General features: G+C 47.2%; 15 protein-coding genes and 1 pseudogene. 7 read left to right on the top strand and 9 right to left on the bottom strand.

Going from position 1 to position 16,680, the window contains the following annotated elements; genetic code table 11:
• The first annotated feature begins 172 nt into the window (after positions 1-172).
• The 3 genes from STRDD13_RS08795 to STRDD13_RS08785 all read left to right on the top strand — a co-directional run bounded on the left by STRDD13_RS08795 (position 173) and on the right by STRDD13_RS08785 (position 2,703).
• Positions 173-658 (top strand): hypothetical protein, encoded by a 486-nt coding sequence (locus STRDD13_RS08795; protein WP_231852577.1) that lies wholly within the window; start codon positions 173-175, stop codon positions 656-658.
• Between the two features lie 1,286 nt (positions 659-1,944).
• On the top strand, positions 1,945-2,148 hold the full coding sequence (locus STRDD13_RS08790) for a hypothetical protein (RefSeq protein WP_231852576.1): 204 nt from the start codon (positions 1,945-1,947) through the stop codon (positions 2,146-2,148).
• A 177-nt stretch (positions 2,149-2,325) separates the two neighbouring features.
• Positions 2,326-2,703 (top strand): hypothetical protein, encoded by a 378-nt coding sequence (locus tag STRDD13_RS08785; protein ID WP_231852575.1) that lies wholly within the window; start codon positions 2,326-2,328, stop codon positions 2,701-2,703.
• Positions 2,704-2,729: 26 nt separating this feature from the next.
• Here the strand turns inward: STRDD13_RS08785 and STRDD13_RS09000 are convergent.
• A pseudogene (locus STRDD13_RS09000) lies at positions 2,730-2,972 on the bottom strand (accessory Sec-dependent serine-rich glycoprotein adhesin); the annotation flags it as partial.
• A gap of 198 nt (positions 2,973-3,170) precedes the next feature.
• Entirely contained in the window at positions 3,171-4,457 is a 1,287-nt protein-coding gene (locus STRDD13_RS06850) for an adenylosuccinate synthase (protein WP_067103527.1), read from the bottom strand.
• Between the two features lie 315 nt (positions 4,458-4,772).
• Between STRDD13_RS06850 and gshAB the strand changes: the two genes are divergently transcribed.
• Positions 4,773-7,025, top strand: coding sequence for a bifunctional glutamate--cysteine ligase GshA/glutathione synthetase GshB (gene gshAB, locus STRDD13_RS06845; RefSeq protein WP_067103385.1), 2,253 nt, complete (start codon positions 4,773-4,775; stop codon positions 7,023-7,025).
• A gap of 111 nt (positions 7,026-7,136) precedes the next feature.
• Here gshAB and STRDD13_RS08525 read toward each other — a convergent pair whose 3' ends face one another.
• On the bottom strand, positions 7,137-7,295 hold the full coding sequence (locus tag STRDD13_RS08525) for a hypothetical protein (RefSeq protein WP_156471287.1): 159 nt from the start codon (positions 7,293-7,295) through the stop codon (positions 7,137-7,139).
• A 175-nt stretch (positions 7,296-7,470) separates the two neighbouring features.
• Here STRDD13_RS08525 and hslO point away from each other — a divergent pair, with 175 nt between their 5' ends.
• Both hslO and dusB read left to right on the top strand, forming a co-directional pair.
• Positions 7,471-8,346 (top strand): Hsp33 family molecular chaperone HslO, encoded by an 876-nt coding sequence (gene hslO, locus STRDD13_RS06840; protein ID WP_067103383.1) that lies wholly within the window; start codon positions 7,471-7,473, stop codon positions 8,344-8,346.
• Complete coding sequence (gene dusB, locus STRDD13_RS06835) at positions 8,330-9,307, top strand: tRNA dihydrouridine synthase DusB (RefSeq protein ID WP_067103381.1); 978 nt, start codon at positions 8,330-8,332, stop codon at positions 9,305-9,307. Before hslO ends, dusB begins: the two co-directional genes overlap by 17 nt.
• 85 nt (positions 9,308-9,392) lie before the next feature.
• On the opposite strand, the gene STRDD13_RS06830 is transcribed toward dusB, so the two are convergent.
• Both STRDD13_RS06830 and STRDD13_RS06825 read right to left on the bottom strand, forming a co-directional pair.
• Entirely contained in the window at positions 9,393-11,849 is a 2,457-nt protein-coding gene (locus tag STRDD13_RS06830) for an ATP-dependent Clp protease ATP-binding subunit (protein ID WP_067103379.1), read from the bottom strand.
• 1 nt (position 11,850) lies between these two features.
• Complete coding sequence (locus tag STRDD13_RS06825; RefSeq protein ID WP_067103377.1) at positions 11,851-12,309, bottom strand: CtsR family transcriptional regulator; 459 nt, start codon at positions 12,307-12,309, stop codon at positions 11,851-11,853.
• A 187-nt stretch (positions 12,310-12,496) separates the two neighbouring features.
• Between STRDD13_RS06825 and traF the strand changes: the two genes are divergently transcribed.
• Positions 12,497-12,832: a DUF6568 family protein gene (traF, locus tag STRDD13_RS06820; RefSeq protein ID WP_067103375.1), complete on the top strand. Its 336-nt coding sequence runs from the start codon at positions 12,497-12,499 to the stop codon at positions 12,830-12,832.
• A gap of 395 nt (positions 12,833-13,227) precedes the next feature.
• Here the strand turns inward: traF and tsf are convergent, their stop codons facing one another.
• From tsf to STRDD13_RS06800, 4 genes are all read right to left on the bottom strand, one after another.
• Positions 13,228-14,268: a translation elongation factor Ts gene (gene tsf / locus STRDD13_RS06815; RefSeq protein WP_067103373.1), complete on the bottom strand. Its 1,041-nt coding sequence runs from the start codon at positions 14,266-14,268 to the stop codon at positions 13,228-13,230.
• 81 nt (positions 14,269-14,349) lie between these two features.
• Positions 14,350-15,135 carry a 30S ribosomal protein S2 gene (gene rpsB / locus STRDD13_RS06810; RefSeq protein ID WP_067103371.1) on the bottom strand — a complete coding sequence of 262 codons (786 nt, stop codon included), beginning with the start codon at positions 15,133-15,135 and terminating at the stop codon, positions 14,350-14,352.
• 272 nt (positions 15,136-15,407) lie between these two features.
• The gene (locus tag STRDD13_RS06805; RefSeq protein ID WP_067103369.1) at positions 15,408-15,740 is read right to left on the bottom strand and encodes a hypothetical protein; all 333 of its coding nucleotides are present in this window, start codon (positions 15,738-15,740) and stop codon (positions 15,408-15,410) included.
• A 2-nt stretch (positions 15,741-15,742) separates the two neighbouring features.
• Entirely contained in the window at positions 15,743-16,612 is an 870-nt protein-coding gene (locus tag STRDD13_RS06800) for a hypothetical protein (RefSeq protein ID WP_156471286.1), read from the bottom strand.
• Positions 16,613-16,680: the final 68 nt, after the last annotated feature.

The raw sequence follows: 16,680 nt of genomic DNA, 5'->3' as shown, positions 1-16,680 counted from the left end.
GCTGAGATTGATTGTGATGTTGACACAGACTCAGATACAGATGCCGATTCGCTTGCTGAGGTCGATTGTGATGTTGACACAGACTCAGATACACTTGCAGAAACGGATTCGGATACTGAAGCAGACTCAGACTGGCTCACAGATACTGAAGCAGACTCTGATTGGCTCACTGATGTTGAAGCGGACTCTGATTGACTTACAGATGTTGAAGCAGACTCAGACTGGCTTACAGATACTGATGCTGACTCAGACTGGCTTACAGATACGGAAGCAGACTCAGACTGGCTCACAGATACTGAAGCGGACTCTGATTGACTTACAGAGGTTGAAGCAGATTCTGATTGGCTTACAGATACGGATGCTGACTCTGATTGGCTCTCAGATACGGATGCTGATTCGCTTGCTGAGGTTGATTGGGATGTTGATACAGACTCAGATACACTTTCAGAAACGGATTCGGACACAGACGCAGACTCAGACTGGCTCTCAGATACGGATGCACTCACAGATTGCGACGTCGATTGAGAAACGCTTGCCGAGGTTGATTGGGATGTTGACACAGACGTTGAGGTCGATTGTGAAAAGGACGTCGACTGAGAAGTGGACTCAGAATCCGTCATCTTCCGGTAGTAGTAGGTCACATCCACAGATGGCTTGATATTTGACGGGATTGAGAATTGGTTAACGAAAGAACCATAGCCTGTCAAGTTATGATAAACCGTTCCTTGAGCTGGATCATCATTGACATAACTTTTATCTTCTGCGATAAGAGATGCATTACGTCCAGCAATTAGGTTTTCCCCGTTGTTCCCTTTACCTGCTGGTGAGAGCGATGCATCTGGTGCACCTGTAAACGGACGGTTAAGGGTCACTTGGGTCTGAGTGGTTACACCATTTGTTGTGGTTTGATTAATGAAGGTATCTTTCACATTTGTGTAGAACCAACCAGTGATGGCATTGTTTCCGATACCATTTGACTGAATCCATGGAGTAACTTCGATGTAGAAGTCGCCGTTTTTACTATAGGTCCGAACAGTTTCTGTTGAGGTTGGGACATAGGTTGCTCCCGCCTTCATAACTGGCGACGTGTAGATGAGGGTGTACTTGGAGACATCTGTTGTACCGATATCTGCAGTGGTAAAGTTGGCTACCTCTGATGGATCCAAGGCGTAGAACTTCGTTTGGGTGGATCCATTTGTATCCACCACTTCGACGATCCGTTTGATGTAGTAGTGGTTGGCTCCCCCTTGGAGTTCGACCAAGGTTTGACCAACAGCTCCAAGCGTTCCATCAGTTACTTGGGTGCTATCTGTAGTAGCCGTCACACGAACATAACCAGGGATCCCACGAGAGTCAGAAGCGGTATACTTTTGTCCTTCAATACCAGTCTGGGTATAGGTCGCCAAGGTTGTTTCGCTACCAGTCGGTGTATAAGTACCACTGGTGTAGCTAGAGTTCACTTCTTTGTAGTAGGTATTTTGGTTGACCAAACGAGATGGGACAGAAGTCTGAATATTTGGTTTCGCCTCACCCACGTTTCCTGGGAAGGTCACATCACGAATTTGCAAGGTTTCATATTCAGCTTGTGAGTTTACAAGAGTAAATGTCACAACGCCTGGGGTAGTACTTCCTGATGCTGCTGTGTATGACAAGGTGTTGGATACATCCGAGTTATTTCCAGTGATGTAGCTTGGTAAAGTTAATTGAGAGTCACCCGCTGCAATACTTGTTGAGTAAACCTCTGCACCTGTTGATTTGTTCACAATACGGAGATAAACCGTTGGGTTTGCCAATGCTGTCCCTGTGATAGCAGACCGGTCTACAGAGAGGGTTGCATAGTAACCAAAGGAAGTATCATTTTTCGTAAAGTCCCAGATACCAAAAGTGTAACGACTTGTATCCGGATCAACGGCATATTCAGTCGAATTCAACGAGGTGTCTGAAATGGTTGCTCCATTGGCATCGGTGATCACAGGATCTGTCGTGATCCCAGCAGCTGTACTTGTGCTCGTTGAGATTGCATCCAACTGTGCTGCAATCGCTGAAGTCCCGTCTGCTGCAGTCGCATTTCCAGTAAAGCCAGCTGCTGTCAAGCTAGCCATCAAGCTATCAACTGCAGTTCCTAGTTTTTCACGTTGGGCATCATAGACCAAGCTAGTGGAGCCCGCAGCGATCAGGTTGTTAGAGGTTGTGATTTGCTCTTGAAGATTCGAAATCGCTGATACAAGTCCTGTCTTCGCACTTGAGTCACTCAATTTAGCAGCATATCGTTTGGCAATGCCATTGAGCAATTCTGCTTCTGAAGTGTTTTGATCCAAGAGTTCTTTGGACTCGTCATCTGAGCGAACTGTTTGCGCTTCTGTGCTCGTTGCAGTCGTGCTACTTGCTGTAGTCGCTTCCGCGTCAGATGTGCTCGCAGCTTCTGATGTGGATGCAGATGCAGACTCTGAAAGTGAGGTAGATGCAGATGCGGATTCAGATACAGACGCTGACTCTGAGACAGATACAGACTCTGAAAGAGATAGGCTTGCAGATGCAACCGCTTCTTCTGATGCAGGGCTTACTACCGCAGTCAAGCTAGCTGTATCTTGCTCACTAGCTGTCGTTGCAGCTGTTCCAAGGACAAGGCTATCTTGGTTCACCACAGCTGTATCTGCGTCCAATTCAGACGCTTGGACAGCTGATGTCGTTTCTTCTGCATAGGTTGTTGCAGCTGTCACAGTTGCCCCTCCGACAACTGCACCTGTCGCTACAAGCCCTTTCAACAGGCCACGACTTGTCTTTTCTGTAGCCAATTCATTGGTTTCCACCAAATCAGCTGAGATGCGCTCTTCGACAGAACCTTTCAAGACACGAAGAAGTCCCAAGCGGGTAGCTGCTACACGCAACCAGTTCTTCCCAGACTTGATCAACTTATACCGAGTGCTGCGGTCCGTCTCACGGAATTCACCATTCGATCGTTTAAAAAACATATATTTCCTCCAAAAAGCGCATCTCTGCTTTTCAACCGAATGCGCTAGTAAAACTATAATAGGAATATTATACACCATTATTTGAAATACGCAAGTAATTTGAATAAAATTTATAGGGAAGATTCCCAAATTCCTAACATTCTATCCATAAAAAAATCTTCCGCTTTTCCGGAAGATTTTTGGTTTATCGTGATGCCCTTAGGACCATACACTTTCTAAGATATTGGTCTGCTCCCGACCAGGTCCGACTGAGAATGTCGAGATCCGGACGCCGACGAGCTCACCTACCCGGCGGACATAGTTGCGGGCATTTTCAGGTAGTTCGTCTAAGCTCCGAACACCTGTGATGTCTTCAGACCATCCTGGCAACTCCTCATAGATCGGCTTACAACGACGCAACTGCTCTAGACTAGCTGGATAGTGGTCGATCCGCTCTCCGTCCAGGTCATAGGCCACACAGATCTTGACTGTGTCGAGACCGGATAGGACGTCGATTGAGTTGAGGGAGAGATTGGTGATCCCAGATACCCGGCGGCTATGGCGCATGACGACAGAGTCAAACCAGCCGACACGGCGAGGACGTCCCGTCGTAGTCCCATATTCGTGACCGACCTCTCGGATCCGCTCTCCCACTTCGTCAAAGAGCTCGGTCGGAAACGGCCCATCTCCTACCCGACTCGTATAGGCCTTGCAGACCCCCACGACCTTATCAATCTTAGATGGTCCGACGCCACTTCCGATAGTCACCCCACCTGCTACTGGGTTGGACGAAGTGACAAACGGATAGGTCCCTTGGTCGATATCCAGCATGACCCCTTGCGCTCCTTCAAAGAGCACGCGCTTGCCGTTGTCCAAGGCATCGTTTAGGATGACAGAGGTGTCTGTCACATATTTTTTGATCTCTTGTCCGTATTGATAATACTCTTCAAAGACCTCTTCAAAGGCGATTGGCTCTGCATTGTAAAGTTTGGTAAAGACGCGGTTTTTCTCTTCTAGATTGATGCGCAAACGCTCAGCAAAGACGTCCTTATCAAGCAAGTCTGCAATCCGAATCCCGACACGCGCTGCTTTGTCCATATAAGCTGGCCCGATCCCTTTGATAGTGGTTCCGATCTTGTTGTCGCCTTTTGACTCTTCTTGCAGGCGGTCGAGCTCGATATGGTAGGGCAAGATGACATGAGCCCGATCAGAGATCCGCAAACTGTCTGTTGAGACCCCTTCTTCTCTCAGGTAGTTTAGCTCCCGTACCAGCGATTTCGGATTGACCACGACACCATTTCCAATGACCGAGATCTTTTCTGGGAAAAAGATCCCTGACGGAATCAAGTGGAGCTTAAACTTCTTCCCATCAATCACGATGGTATGACCGGCGTTGTCCCCTCCTTGGTAGCGGGCGATGACTTCTGCATTGGCGGATAAAAAGTCCGTGATTTTCCCTTTACCTTCATCGCCCCATTGAGTTCCAACTACAACTACTGATGTCATATTTCCTCTTCTTCCATAGATAGCCAGGCTATCCATGCCTTTCTTCAAACAAATGGCAGGAGTCTCACCTGCAAGTCTGTCTTACACCTTATTATAGTATTTCTCCCCCGTTATTGCAATGCAAGAGGCGATTTTTCCTCCTCTGCCAAAGGGACCATCCCGCTCAGAAAGCCCCTTGTTTCAGACAGGTTAATAGGGTCGAGCTCATTTTTCACCCGCTCGGATCGTTCGGTTTTCGTTGAAAATCATTTCAAAAAATTGTATTATATAGCCAATTCGACTAGACTGAAACTAGCATATGACAGGGAGATTTGCATGAAACGTGATCACTTACTACAAGAACTAGATGCCCACACACCGCTTTTGCAAGGACAGTTTGGCCTCGAACGAGAAGGCCTTCGTCTGACACCCACAGGTCGTGTCGCACAGACCCCTCACCCAGCCGTCTTTGGCTCACGCAGCTATCACCCCTATATCCAGACAGACTTTAGCGAGGCCCAGCTAGAGCTCATCACCCCGGTGGCCTCCTCTACCTCTGAAGCCCGCAGAACTTTAGGGGCCATCACGGATGTCGTGGGACGAAGTTTAGATAAAGAGGAGCTTCTCTGGCCCTTGTCCATGCCTCCTGAAATCACCGATCAAGAGATCCAGGTCGCCCAACTTGAAAATCCCATTGAGCAAGCCTACCGCGAAGGCTTGGCTCGAAAATACGGGACCAAGCTCCAGGCCATCTCCGGGATCCACTATAACTTCCAGCTAGGAGACTCTTTGGTACAGGCCCTCTTTGATCATAGCGGAGAGACGGATCTTCCATCCTTTAAGAGTGGCCTCTATCTCAAACTAGCCCAAAACTTCCTTCGTTATTACTGGTTTGTGACTTATCTCTATGGTGCAGCCCCAATCGCTGAGGCAGGCTTTTTTGACCAAGACATCCCACAGCCCGTACGCTCTCTTCGGACGAGCGACTATGGCTATGTCAACGAAGAGTCTGTCGTTGTCTCCTATGCCTCTCTAGAGCAGTACGTGGCAGATATCGAGCGGTTAGTTTCTAGCGGTCAGCTCAGTGCAGAAAAGGAATTTTACTCGCCGGTTCGCTTCCGTGGGCAAAAAAAGAACCGTGACTATCTCCAACATGGCATCACCTACATCGAACTCCGATGCTTTGACATTAACCCATTTGATCCACTCGGGATCAGCCAAGATACACTGGACACCATCCACCTCTTTCTCCTAGCCCTTCTCTGGTTAGAGAGCCCACAGGATGTCTCTTTGGATCTAAAGAAGGGGCATGACTTAAACCAAACCATCGCAACAAGTCATCCACTAAGCCCACTTCCGGACCAAGCCGTCAGAGAAGCCGAGACTCTCCTTGCTGCCATGGAAGAGCTGATCCACCACTTTGAACTCGATACGAATTATACCGACTTGGTCGCGCATTGTCGCAAGCAATTTCATGACCCAAAGCTCACCCTATCTGGACAATTGCTGGAGCATATCAAGCAGGATAGCCTCCTCACCTTTGGTTTAGAGAAAGCCCAGGCCTATAAAGACTATGCTTGGCAAGCCCACTATGCTTTAAAAGGCTACGAAAACATGGAACTCTCCACCCAAATGTTGCTTTTTGATGTCATCCAGCAGGGGATTAACTTTGAGATCCTAGACGAGGAAGACCAGTTTCTCCGTCTCAAGCGAGGAAACCATATCGAGTATGTCAAAAATGGAAACATGACTTCTAAAGACAACTATGTCACCCCCCTCGCCATGGCCAACAAGACGGTGACCAAAAAGATCCTGCAGGATGCTGGATTCCCAGTGCCCGCTGGCTTCGAATATTCCTCACTGGATGGAGCCATCCGCTCATACTCCCTCATCGCCGGGCGCCCGATTGTCGTCAAGCCAAAATCCACTAACTTTGGCCTTGGCATCTCGATTTTCAAGGAAGGAGCTAGTCGTGAAGACTATCAAAAAGCCCTGGAAATCGCCTTTTCAGAAGATCAGTCCGTTCTGGTAGAAGACTATATCCCAGGGACCGAGTATCGCTTCTTTGTATTAGATGGTCAGTGCGAAGCTGTCCTCCTACGCAAAGCTGCAAATGTCATCGGCGATGGAGAGCATAGCATCCGCCAGCTGATTGAGCTGAAAAACCAAAATCCGCTGCGAGGTCAAGATCACCGTGCCCCTCTCGAGAAGATCCAGCTGGGCGAGATTGAGTTACTCATGCTGGACCAGCAAGGCTACACTCCCGATGATGTCCTCCCAGCAGGAGTCCAAGCAGACCTACGTCGCAATTCAAATATCTCAACAGGCGGCGACTCCATCGATGTGACAGAGGAGATGGACGCCTCCTACAAGGAACTTGCAGCTCAGATGGCTTCTGCTATCGGCGCTTGGGTCTGTGGTGTAGACCTCATCATCCCAGACCCTCAAGTCCCAGCTAGCCCAGAAGAGCCTCACTGCACCTGCATCGAGCTGAATTTCAACCCCTCCATGTACATGCATACTTACTGCGCTTATGGACCCGGCCAATCTATTACGCCTAAGATATTGGCCAAGCTCTTTCCAGAATAATCCCGTTCAGACAGGAGGGCCAGAATTTCTGTCCTCCTTTGCACATAGAAAAAACCAGCCCCAGGGCTGGTTTTTCTATTGGACTCGGCTCTCCTAAAGCCGCGTCTTCCATCAGGAATGATGCCAGAAACGATGCCATTGATCATGAACATCTAGCCCGGTTTCCTCTTGAGTAAGGAGGAGGTGGGCCCAGACTCCTTCTAGCCATTCCAGTAAAAGATAGATAAGCGCTAGAGCAAATCCCAACGCAACAACGATATCACCATGCATGGTCGTCACCTTCCTTTTCTCATAGGACAAGGCCTATCCACTATCTCATTTCAACTTCATTATATCACTTTTGAAATCGATTTCAACCTTTTTTCTACTCCCTTCTTCGCCCTGATAAAAAGCGACAAGTTCCAGATATTCCCTCCTTTTTCCAAAATATGGTAAAATGGAGCCTATGGATACACTACTAAAAACAATCTCAACAAATGGAAACTTCCGAGCCTATGTCTTAGACAGCACAGAAACGGTCAAGACTGCCCAGCAAAAACATGATACTATGGCGTCCTCTACAGTTGCCCTCGGCCGGACCCTGATCGCCAACTTGATCCTTGCAGCCAATGAAAAAGGAGACACCAAGGTTACCCTAAAAGTCCTTGGAGACGGCGGACTCGGAGCCGTGATTTCGGTTGCCGATACACAAGGGAGTGTCAAAGGCTACATCCAAAATCCTGATGCAGACTACAAACGAACTGCGACCGGAGAAGTGATTGTCGGACCCTTGATTGGCCAAGGACAGTTTTTGGTCATCACAGACTACGGCATCGGTCAGCCCTACCACTCTATGACCCCTCTGGTGACAGGAGAAATCGGAGAAGATTTTGCCTACTACCTGACCGAAAGTCAGCAAACCCCATCCGCTGTTGGATTAAATGTCTTACTAGACGAGCAAGATCAGGTTGCCCGCGCCGGGGGCTTCCTCTTGCAGGTCCTACCAGGAGCTAGCGAAGCTGAGACCGCCCGGTATGAGCGGCGCATCCAAGAGATGCCAGCCATTTCGACTCTCTTATCCTCCGAAAAGCCCCTAGAAGCCCTTCTACACGCTATTTATGGAGAAGAAGACTACAAGGTCCTATCAGAAGAAAAACTCACTTTTCGCTGTGATTGTAGCTTCGAGCGCTTTGCGGATGCCTTGCGCAGCCTTCCTGACCATGAGATACAGGCCATGATTACCGAAGACCAAGGTGCGGACATCACCTGTCAATTCTGTCAGTCACACTACCATTTTCAAGAAGAGGATTTGGAGAACTTACTAAATGAAAAATCTAAATAGCCCGTTTATGATTGGATCCGTTTCGATCCCGAATCGAACCATCCTAGCCCCGATGGCAGGTGTCACCAACTCGGCCTTTCGTACCATCGCAAAAGAGATGGGAGCAGGTCTTGTCGTTATGGAGATGATTTCCGAAAAGGGGCTCCTGTACAACAATGAAAAGACCCTCCATATGCTCCACATTGAGGAAAATGAAGCCCCCGTCTCCATCCAACTGTTCGGCGGAGATGCAGAAGGGCTAAAGCGAGCTGCGGACTTTATCCAGTCCAATACCAAAGCCGATATCGTTGACATCAACATGGGTTGCCCAGTCAACAAGGTCGTCAAAAACGAGGCTGGTGCCAAGTGGCTCAAGGACCCAGATAAGATTTACCATATCGTAAACGAAGTCACCTCGGTCCTTGATCTCCCTTTGACCGTCAAGATGCGGACAGGCTGGTCGGACCCTTCTCTCGCCGTCGAAAACGCCCTTGCAGCTGAATCCGCTGGCGTCTCTGCCCTTGCCATGCATGGTCGCACACGGGAGCAGATGTACCGTGGTACCGTTGACCTCGAGACCCTGACCAAGGTCGCAAACGCCATCACCCGCATCCCCTTCATAGCGAATGGCGATATCCGCACGGTCCAAGATGCCCGCCAACGAATCGAAGAAGTCGGAGCCGACGCCGTGATGATCGGTCGGACTGCGATGGGAAATCCCTATATCTTCCACCAAATCACCCACTATTTGGAGACCGGCCAAGTCCTGCCTGATCTAACCTTCGAAGAAAAAATGAAAATCGCAACCGAGCATCTCAAACGCCTCATCGCTCTCAAAGGCGAACACATTGCTGTTCGGGAGTTCCGTGGCCTAGCCCCTCACTACCTCAGAGGCACTTCTGGAGCTGCCAAAATGCGGGCAGCCATCGCTCAGGCAGAAACTTTAACTCAAGTAGAAGAAATTTTACATCTCTCTTCGTAACCCTTCTCTAAACACAAAAACCTAGTTCGACCACATAACTTTCTGGCTGAACTAGGTTTTTCTTTATTTCCTGTGATTGAAATCCTTAGGCAGACTCGACTGTCCAATGTAACTGACCAGCCTTGACACCAACCTTGATCTGATCTCCCGCCTTAGCGTCCTGCCTTAACAAGAGTTCTGCCAAGTGATCTTCGATTTCCGTCTGCAAGGTCCGGCGTAGTGGACGCGCCCCCATATCCGGATCATAGCCTTTTTTCGCTAGCCACTTCAAAGCGGATGGCTGTATTTTCAGCTGGATCCCCCGCTCAGCCGTCACTGCAAGCAGAGGTTTCACCATGATTTTGACCACTTCCTGCATATCCCCTTCGGATAAACTATGGAAGACAACCTTCTCATCGATCCGATTCAGAAACTCCGGCCGGTAAGCCCGCTTGAGCTCTTCTAGAACGCGGCTTTCCACATGGGCCTGGCTTCTACTGCGATCCTCTGCCCCAAAACCAACCGTTTTGTCATCCCGCAGAGCGGTCGCTCCTAGATTAGAGGTCATGATGATCAGCGTATTAGAGAAGTCTACTTGACGCCCCTTACTATCTGTCAACCGACCATCATCTAGGACCTGGAGCAAGACGTTAAAGGTATCCGGATGAGCCTTTTCAACTTCATCAAAGAGTAAGACAGAGTAAGGCTTATTGCGAACTTTCTCTGTCAACTCGCCCCCTTCTTCATAGCCGACATAGCCCGGAGGCGCCCCATTGAGTCTGCTGGCCGCAAATTTTTCCATGTACTCACTCATATCAAAGCGAATCAAGGCGGACTCATCATCAAACAAGACTTCCGCTAGGGCCTTAGCTAGCTCTGTCTTTCCGACACCTGTTGGCCCCAAGAACATGAAGGAGCCGATTGGCCGATGGCCCGTTCGAATCCCAGACTGGTTGCGACGAATGGCCCGGCTGATGGCTGAAATAGCTTGTTCTTGCCCAATCACGCGACGGTGTAATTCTTTTTCCAAGTTGAGATATTTCTTCGCATCCGTCTGGCTCAGTTTGGAAACTGGAATCCCTGATAGACCGCTCAAGGTCTGTAAGACAACTTCTTCTGTCACCTGATGCTTATCGTTCCTGACAGCCGACTTCCCTGGTTCTTCCTGATTTAGGAGACGTTCCAGTCGCTTGTATTTCCCATCCATCAAGGCCTGATCCACTTCAGAGAGTTCTGATTGTTCTTGCTCCTTGACCGGGAGATGATTTTGCACATAGGCACTCGCCTCATCTAATAAATCAATAGCTGAATCTGGCAGGTTTTTACTAGTCAAATAACGCTTCGCCATTTTGACAGCTGTCCGGACCGCTTCATCGGAGATATGGACCCCGTGATGTCGCTCATAGCCTTCCTTCAAGCCTTCCAAAATCCGGATGCTGTCTTCTACTGTCGGCTCGTCAATCTGAACCTTCGCAAATCGACGTACCAATGCCGCATCTTTTTCGATATGTTTTTGGTATTCATCCTGCGTCGTCGCCCCAACTGTCCGGAGGCTTCCCCGAGCGAGCGCTGGTTTTAAGATATTAGCAGCATCCAAGGTAGAATCGATGCCGCTTCCAGAGCCCATGATGGTATGTAACTCATCAATAAAGAGAATAACTTTTCCGTCCTCTTCGATATCATTGATGATATTGTTCATCCGCTCTTCAAAATCACCACGAAATCGCGTCCCAGCAATGACGTTCATCAAGTCCAATTCCAAGACCCTCATCCCTTGTAAGCTTGATGGAACTTGACCCGAGGCAACCCTTTGTGCCAAACCTAAGGCTAGAGCAGTCTTTCCGACCCCTGCATCACCGACTAAAACGGGATTATTTTTCGTTTTTCGAGAAAGAATCTGCACCATCCGACTGATCTCCCGGTCACGACCGATCACCGGCTCTAACCGCCCTTCTCGAGCAAGAGCCGTCAAATCCCGTGTATAATCTTCCAGACCCCCACTCTGTCCAACTGGCGGCATCCCCATCATGCTAGCCATATTGTTGCTTGCCGTATTTCCTCCACGTAGAAGAGCTCGAATCGCCTTTAAATCTTCCTTTGAAAAGCAAGCTTTTTTCTCTAAGTTTTTTCGCAGGTCAACAAAGCGAACCTTGTCTTCCACATCCGCAAAATGAAACCCAACCTTGTTTAGTATATTGGCAGCGACAGAGGAGCGATCTAGAAGCATCGCCATAAAGAGATGTTCCGTCCCCAACTGTTTAGACTTAACCACTTCCGCGATCTTTTTTGCAAATTCCACAGTGTCGGACATTTTTTTGGAAGACTCCAAAAAGCCCAAGCCTTCCAAATCCTTATGATAGCGCTGTTCTGTCACGATGGTCGTTGCTGCCTCATAATCCTGGATATCAGCTGGGTAGTCTGCTAGTGTCGCTCCTGCTACCGTTTCTGGGTTGATGACAAACGCCAGAAGCAAATGCCAGGATTCTAGAAACTCACTCCCATAGCGTCTCCCGATAAACTGGGCATCTTCAAATGTTCTGCGTGCCCCTGTTGATAATCTCATACTATCCCTCTTTTCTATCAATTCGTCTCAATATCTCGCGCATCATCCTAGCTCGAATCGCTGGTGCTTCCTCGCCTAGGACCTCATCTGTTGCAACCGAAAGAAACAAATTCCCTTCTCTTTCTGTCAATAATGACTCATCAAACAACATCTGCAAGATGTCTGAAAAAACAGTCATGGAGACTTCTTTCCCCATGTTAGTCAACAAATTATGGACCAACTCGTGCTTATCTGAGAAGGTAATCCGCCCGATGCGGATATAACCGCCCCCGCCACGCTTACTTTCGACCACGTAACCTCTACTGGCTGTAAAACGCGTCTTGATGACATAGTTAATCTGACTTGGCACAACTTCAAACTGACTGGCCAAGTCGCTTCTCTTCAATTCTGCTATACTTGCTTGTTCCAATAATGCCTTGATATGTTCTTCGATATAGTCGGATGTATTTTTCATAGCCATATACTCACTTCCTTCCACCTCTGACTATCTTTGACTATCATCTCATTTATCTGGCCTAAAGTCAATTATCTAGTGGCAAATCGTCTACAAGTCCCTATTTATCTATCGGAAAAAATCTCATCAGACTCTTTAGTTGCTTTTTTCCCACCAATTGCCTACAATAAGGAAAACAACAAAGGAGAGTCCTATGGCATTTACAGATGTTTTTCATGAAGTCACCCCTCAGCAAGCAGAGCAATTCCTCGCTGCCCAAGAAGGAGCCATCCTCTTTATCGGAAGAGAAACCTGCCCCTACTGCCAGCGTTTTGCTCCAAAATTAGCACAGGTCGCTTCTCAAGAAGGCTGGACCGTTTACTATCTAAACTCTGCTTCGACTACAGATGCAGAAAAAATTCAGGCTCTACGCAGTCAGTACCAAGTCCCAACGGTCCCAGGATTCCTCTATGCATCCCCAGCAGGAGTAAAGGTCCGTTGCGATTCAGGCATGTCTCCAGAAGCCATTTTAGACTTCGTTCAAGGATAAGAAGGCAAGCAGAAACTTCTATTTCAAACTCGTTTAGCACAAAAAGAGGCTGGGACAAAAGTCCTAGCCTCTTAATTGTTTTTGAATTGTCGAGCAAGACGCAGTGGTTGAGTGGGCTCTATTACGCTGATTTCATCCGCTTTTACAGCCCGACTCAACTGTGCGGAGGTGGGACGACGAAATCGACTTCTAAGGAATGACCGATTTCTGTCCCACTCTCTTTTGATGTAGACCGAAAAATCCGGTCTTGTCCCTTGCTATAGAAACTTCCCCCCCTCCTTAGCCAAGACACAAACGATCCCCTCTTTTCCGGTTGATCTTTTTCGAATCGTTCAAGAAAGCTCCTCATCAGTCCATAAAAAAGAGGCCCCAACCAGAACCTCTTTCATTCTATCTTAGTTGTTCAAGGCTGCTGCCATTGTAGCTGCAACTTCTGCTTCAAAGTCATTTGAAGCTTTTTCGATACCTTCCCCAACTTCAAAGCGAGCAAACTCAACTACTGAAGCATTCACTGACTCAAGGTAAGCTTCAACCGTCTTGCTGTCATCCATGATGTAAACTTGTGCAAGAAGAGTGTATGCTTGGTCCACTTTGGTGTTGTCTAACAAGAAACGATCCATTTTACCTGGGATGATCTTGTCCCAGATTTTTTCTGGCTTGCCTTCAGCAGCTAATTCAGCCTTGATATCTTCTTCTGCTTGTGCAATAACCGCGTCTGACAATTGTGCTTTTGATCCATATTTCAAGTGTGGAAGAGCTGGTTTACCAACCATTGCACGGCTTTCGTTGTCTTGGTCGATCACGTGATTGAGTTGAGCCAATTCATCTTTCACGAATTGCTCATCCAATTCTTTGTATGAAAGAACTGTTGGTTTCATCGCTGCGATGTGCATGGATACTTGTTTTGCAAGAGCATCGTCGCCACCTTCAACAACAGAGATAACACCGATACGACCACCATTATGTTGGTAAGCACCGAAGTGTTGCGCATCTGTCTTTTCGATCAAAGCAAAACGACGGAAGGAGATTTTTTCACCGATAGTAGCTGTTGCAGATACATAGGCTGCTTCAAGGCTTTCACCTGAAGGCATAGTCAATGCAAGCGCTTCTTCGTTGTTTGCTGGTTTGCCTTCAGCAATTACTTTCGCTGTTTCGTTTACCAATTCAACGAATTGAGCGTTTTTTGCAACGAAGTCCGTTTCAGCATTCACTTCGACAACTGCTGCCACGTTCCCATTCACATAAACACCCGTCAAACCTTCGGCGGCAACACGGTCAGCTTTTTTCGCTGCTTTCGCCATTCCTTTTTCGCGAAGCAATTCAATCGCTTTTTCAATATCGCCTTCTACTTCAACCAATGCTTTTTTAGCGTCCATGACACCAGCACCGGATTTTTCACGCAATTCTTTGACAAGTTTAGCTGTAATTTCTGCCATTTTCTTTTCTCCAATTGTTTTGATGAAATAAAGGGACTGGGCTGAGCCCCGCCCCTTTAGGTGTGTTACTAATTCTGACTGTTATTCAGCGTTGTCGCCTTCAACCACTTCAACGATTTCTTCGATGGATTCAGTTGCTTCAGCACCTTCAGCCAACTCAGCTTCAACCGCTGCGACACTGTCTTCACCTTGATTTCCTTCGATGATCGCATCTGCCATCTTCGCAGTGATCAATTTAACAGAACGGATTGCATCATCATTTGCTGGGATGATTACATCGATATCATCTGGATCAGTGTTTGTATCTACCATAGCTACAACTGGGATTCCCAATTTTTTCGCTTCTTTCACAGCGATTTGCTCTTTATGTGGATCCACAACATACATCACGTCAGGAATACGTGGCATATCTTCGATACCGCCCAAGAATTTTTCAAGACGAGCGCGTTGTTTGTTGAGAAGGGCAACTTCTTTCTTAGGAAGAACATCAAATGTTCCTTCTTCTTCCATACGTTTGATTTCTTTCAAACGAGCAATCCGTTTTTGGATTGTATCCCAGTTTGTAAGAGTTCCACCCAACCAACGGTGGTTGATGTAGTATTGACCAGCGCGTTCTGCTTCTTCTTTCACAGCATCTGCAGCTTGTTTTTTCGTACCAACAAACAAGATGACAGCATCGTTTGCTGCGGCATCACGGATAAAGTCATAAGCTTGGTCCGCCAATTTTACAGTTTGTTGCAAGTCGATAACGTGGATTCCGTTACGCTCTGTGAAGATGTACTTCGCCATTTTTGGGTTCCAACGACGAGTTTGGTGACCAAAGTGTACACCAGCCTCAAGAAGTTGTTTCATTGAAATTACTGCCATGAGTATTTCTCCTTTTTGTTTTTTGCCTCTCTCAGACTTCAACTTGCAGTGCCACCACACGGGCAACAACACCACAATGGATCTGAGATGAGTATTTGTCGCCTAAGCAACCTAATCAGTATAGCAAATTTTCATTCAATTGGCAAGCAGATTCTTTCCTTTCCTGACGGATACCGATTTAAAATTTTCATCCGCTGATCGCGCCTTCTAAAAAACACTCCCGTCTGTAACAGGATAGGAGAATTTAGCCAATCATATCCTTTCATAAAGGCTCAGGAAAAATAGTCGTCACTTCGGGTTCGATCCAAGGCTTTTTTGTATCTAGGCGAACTTTTTTGAAGAGCCACCGTCATTCCAAACTGCTTGGAAAGTTCTTTATCGTTTTCCTCGAATTTTTTAGCCAGGTTTGTCAGGAAGGAGTTATAATGCGAGACCACTCCGACCAATTTCCCTGCATTTTCTTGGAGAAGTTTCCTACATTTTTCTAAAGGTTCTCTAGTAGTATCGTCTACCGCCCTTCTCCCGTATTGACCCGTGACCGCTATTTCGTTGATTGTCGTTTGCGAATCTGTCAGAAGAGCTGTCTTTATCGCTACTTTTCCCATTTCTACTCCTTTCCACTTTCTGGATGTGCCTTTTCCCATGCTTCATAATCCGCATAGCTTCTGATTGGCGTCTTTTCACCAGTTTCACTATCTTTCGTGTAGAGTTCCATGACTTCTTGCCCTTTTGGCGCAAACCAATGGATAATGGTGTTAAACCAGGTAGCTTTATCGACCATGGTCGGGCGGGCATAGATCGCTCCGCCGTCAGTCAACCTTTTGGCAATCTGAGGATACTCCGTTGAAATATTTAAGTCTTTTATACCTTTTGCCTTCTGAAAATTGTAATTTAATGAATACTGTCTTAGATCCATATTCAAATCAGATAACTTATCATCAATACCAGTGTAGTAACCCCCTTTAAAAATTTGTAAACTATTTTGAGAACCCTTACCTTTGTATTGGGTAAAAGCCTTTGTCTTCAGGTTATACCAAACCACACCAGAAGAATACTCATCTTCATCATATCCGATGGAGAGGTAGTCTTCCCCTTGATAGGTTATGGCATAGACGTTTACAATTTGATAGGTATAGTTGGCCTTGCGCCATCTATCGGCCAAATCAAAACTTCTTTTGGTAAAATCACTTGTATTTAAATCATAGGTGGTCACCATGATGGACTCTCCCTCATCCATTTGGTAGGGATTGGACAAGCGATCCGTTCGCTTCTTAGAATCCACCGATACTAAGTAATTCTGCGAAACCGTGATACCGCTTCTCCAACCATCAGTTGTCCCTTCTTCTACAACGACCGAGAGATACTGCTTCTGGTCCCCAAACAGTTCCATAGATGTAATATTAGCCGCATGTTTCTCCTCGAAGCGGTATTCCAAAAAATGGGAATAGACAGTATAGGCAATCGTGCTCACTATCAAAAATACAGAGACACTTCCGAGAATCTTTTTTACTTTTTACTTTTTTGCTTTTCATTCTACGCTCCCTT

Origin of the sequence: Streptococcus sp. DD13 (assembly GCF_001578875.1) — a bacterium.
Taxonomy (GTDB): Bacteria; Bacillota; Bacilli; order Lactobacillales; family Streptococcaceae; genus Streptococcus.
This window is presented reverse-complemented; position numbering and strand designations above follow the sequence as displayed.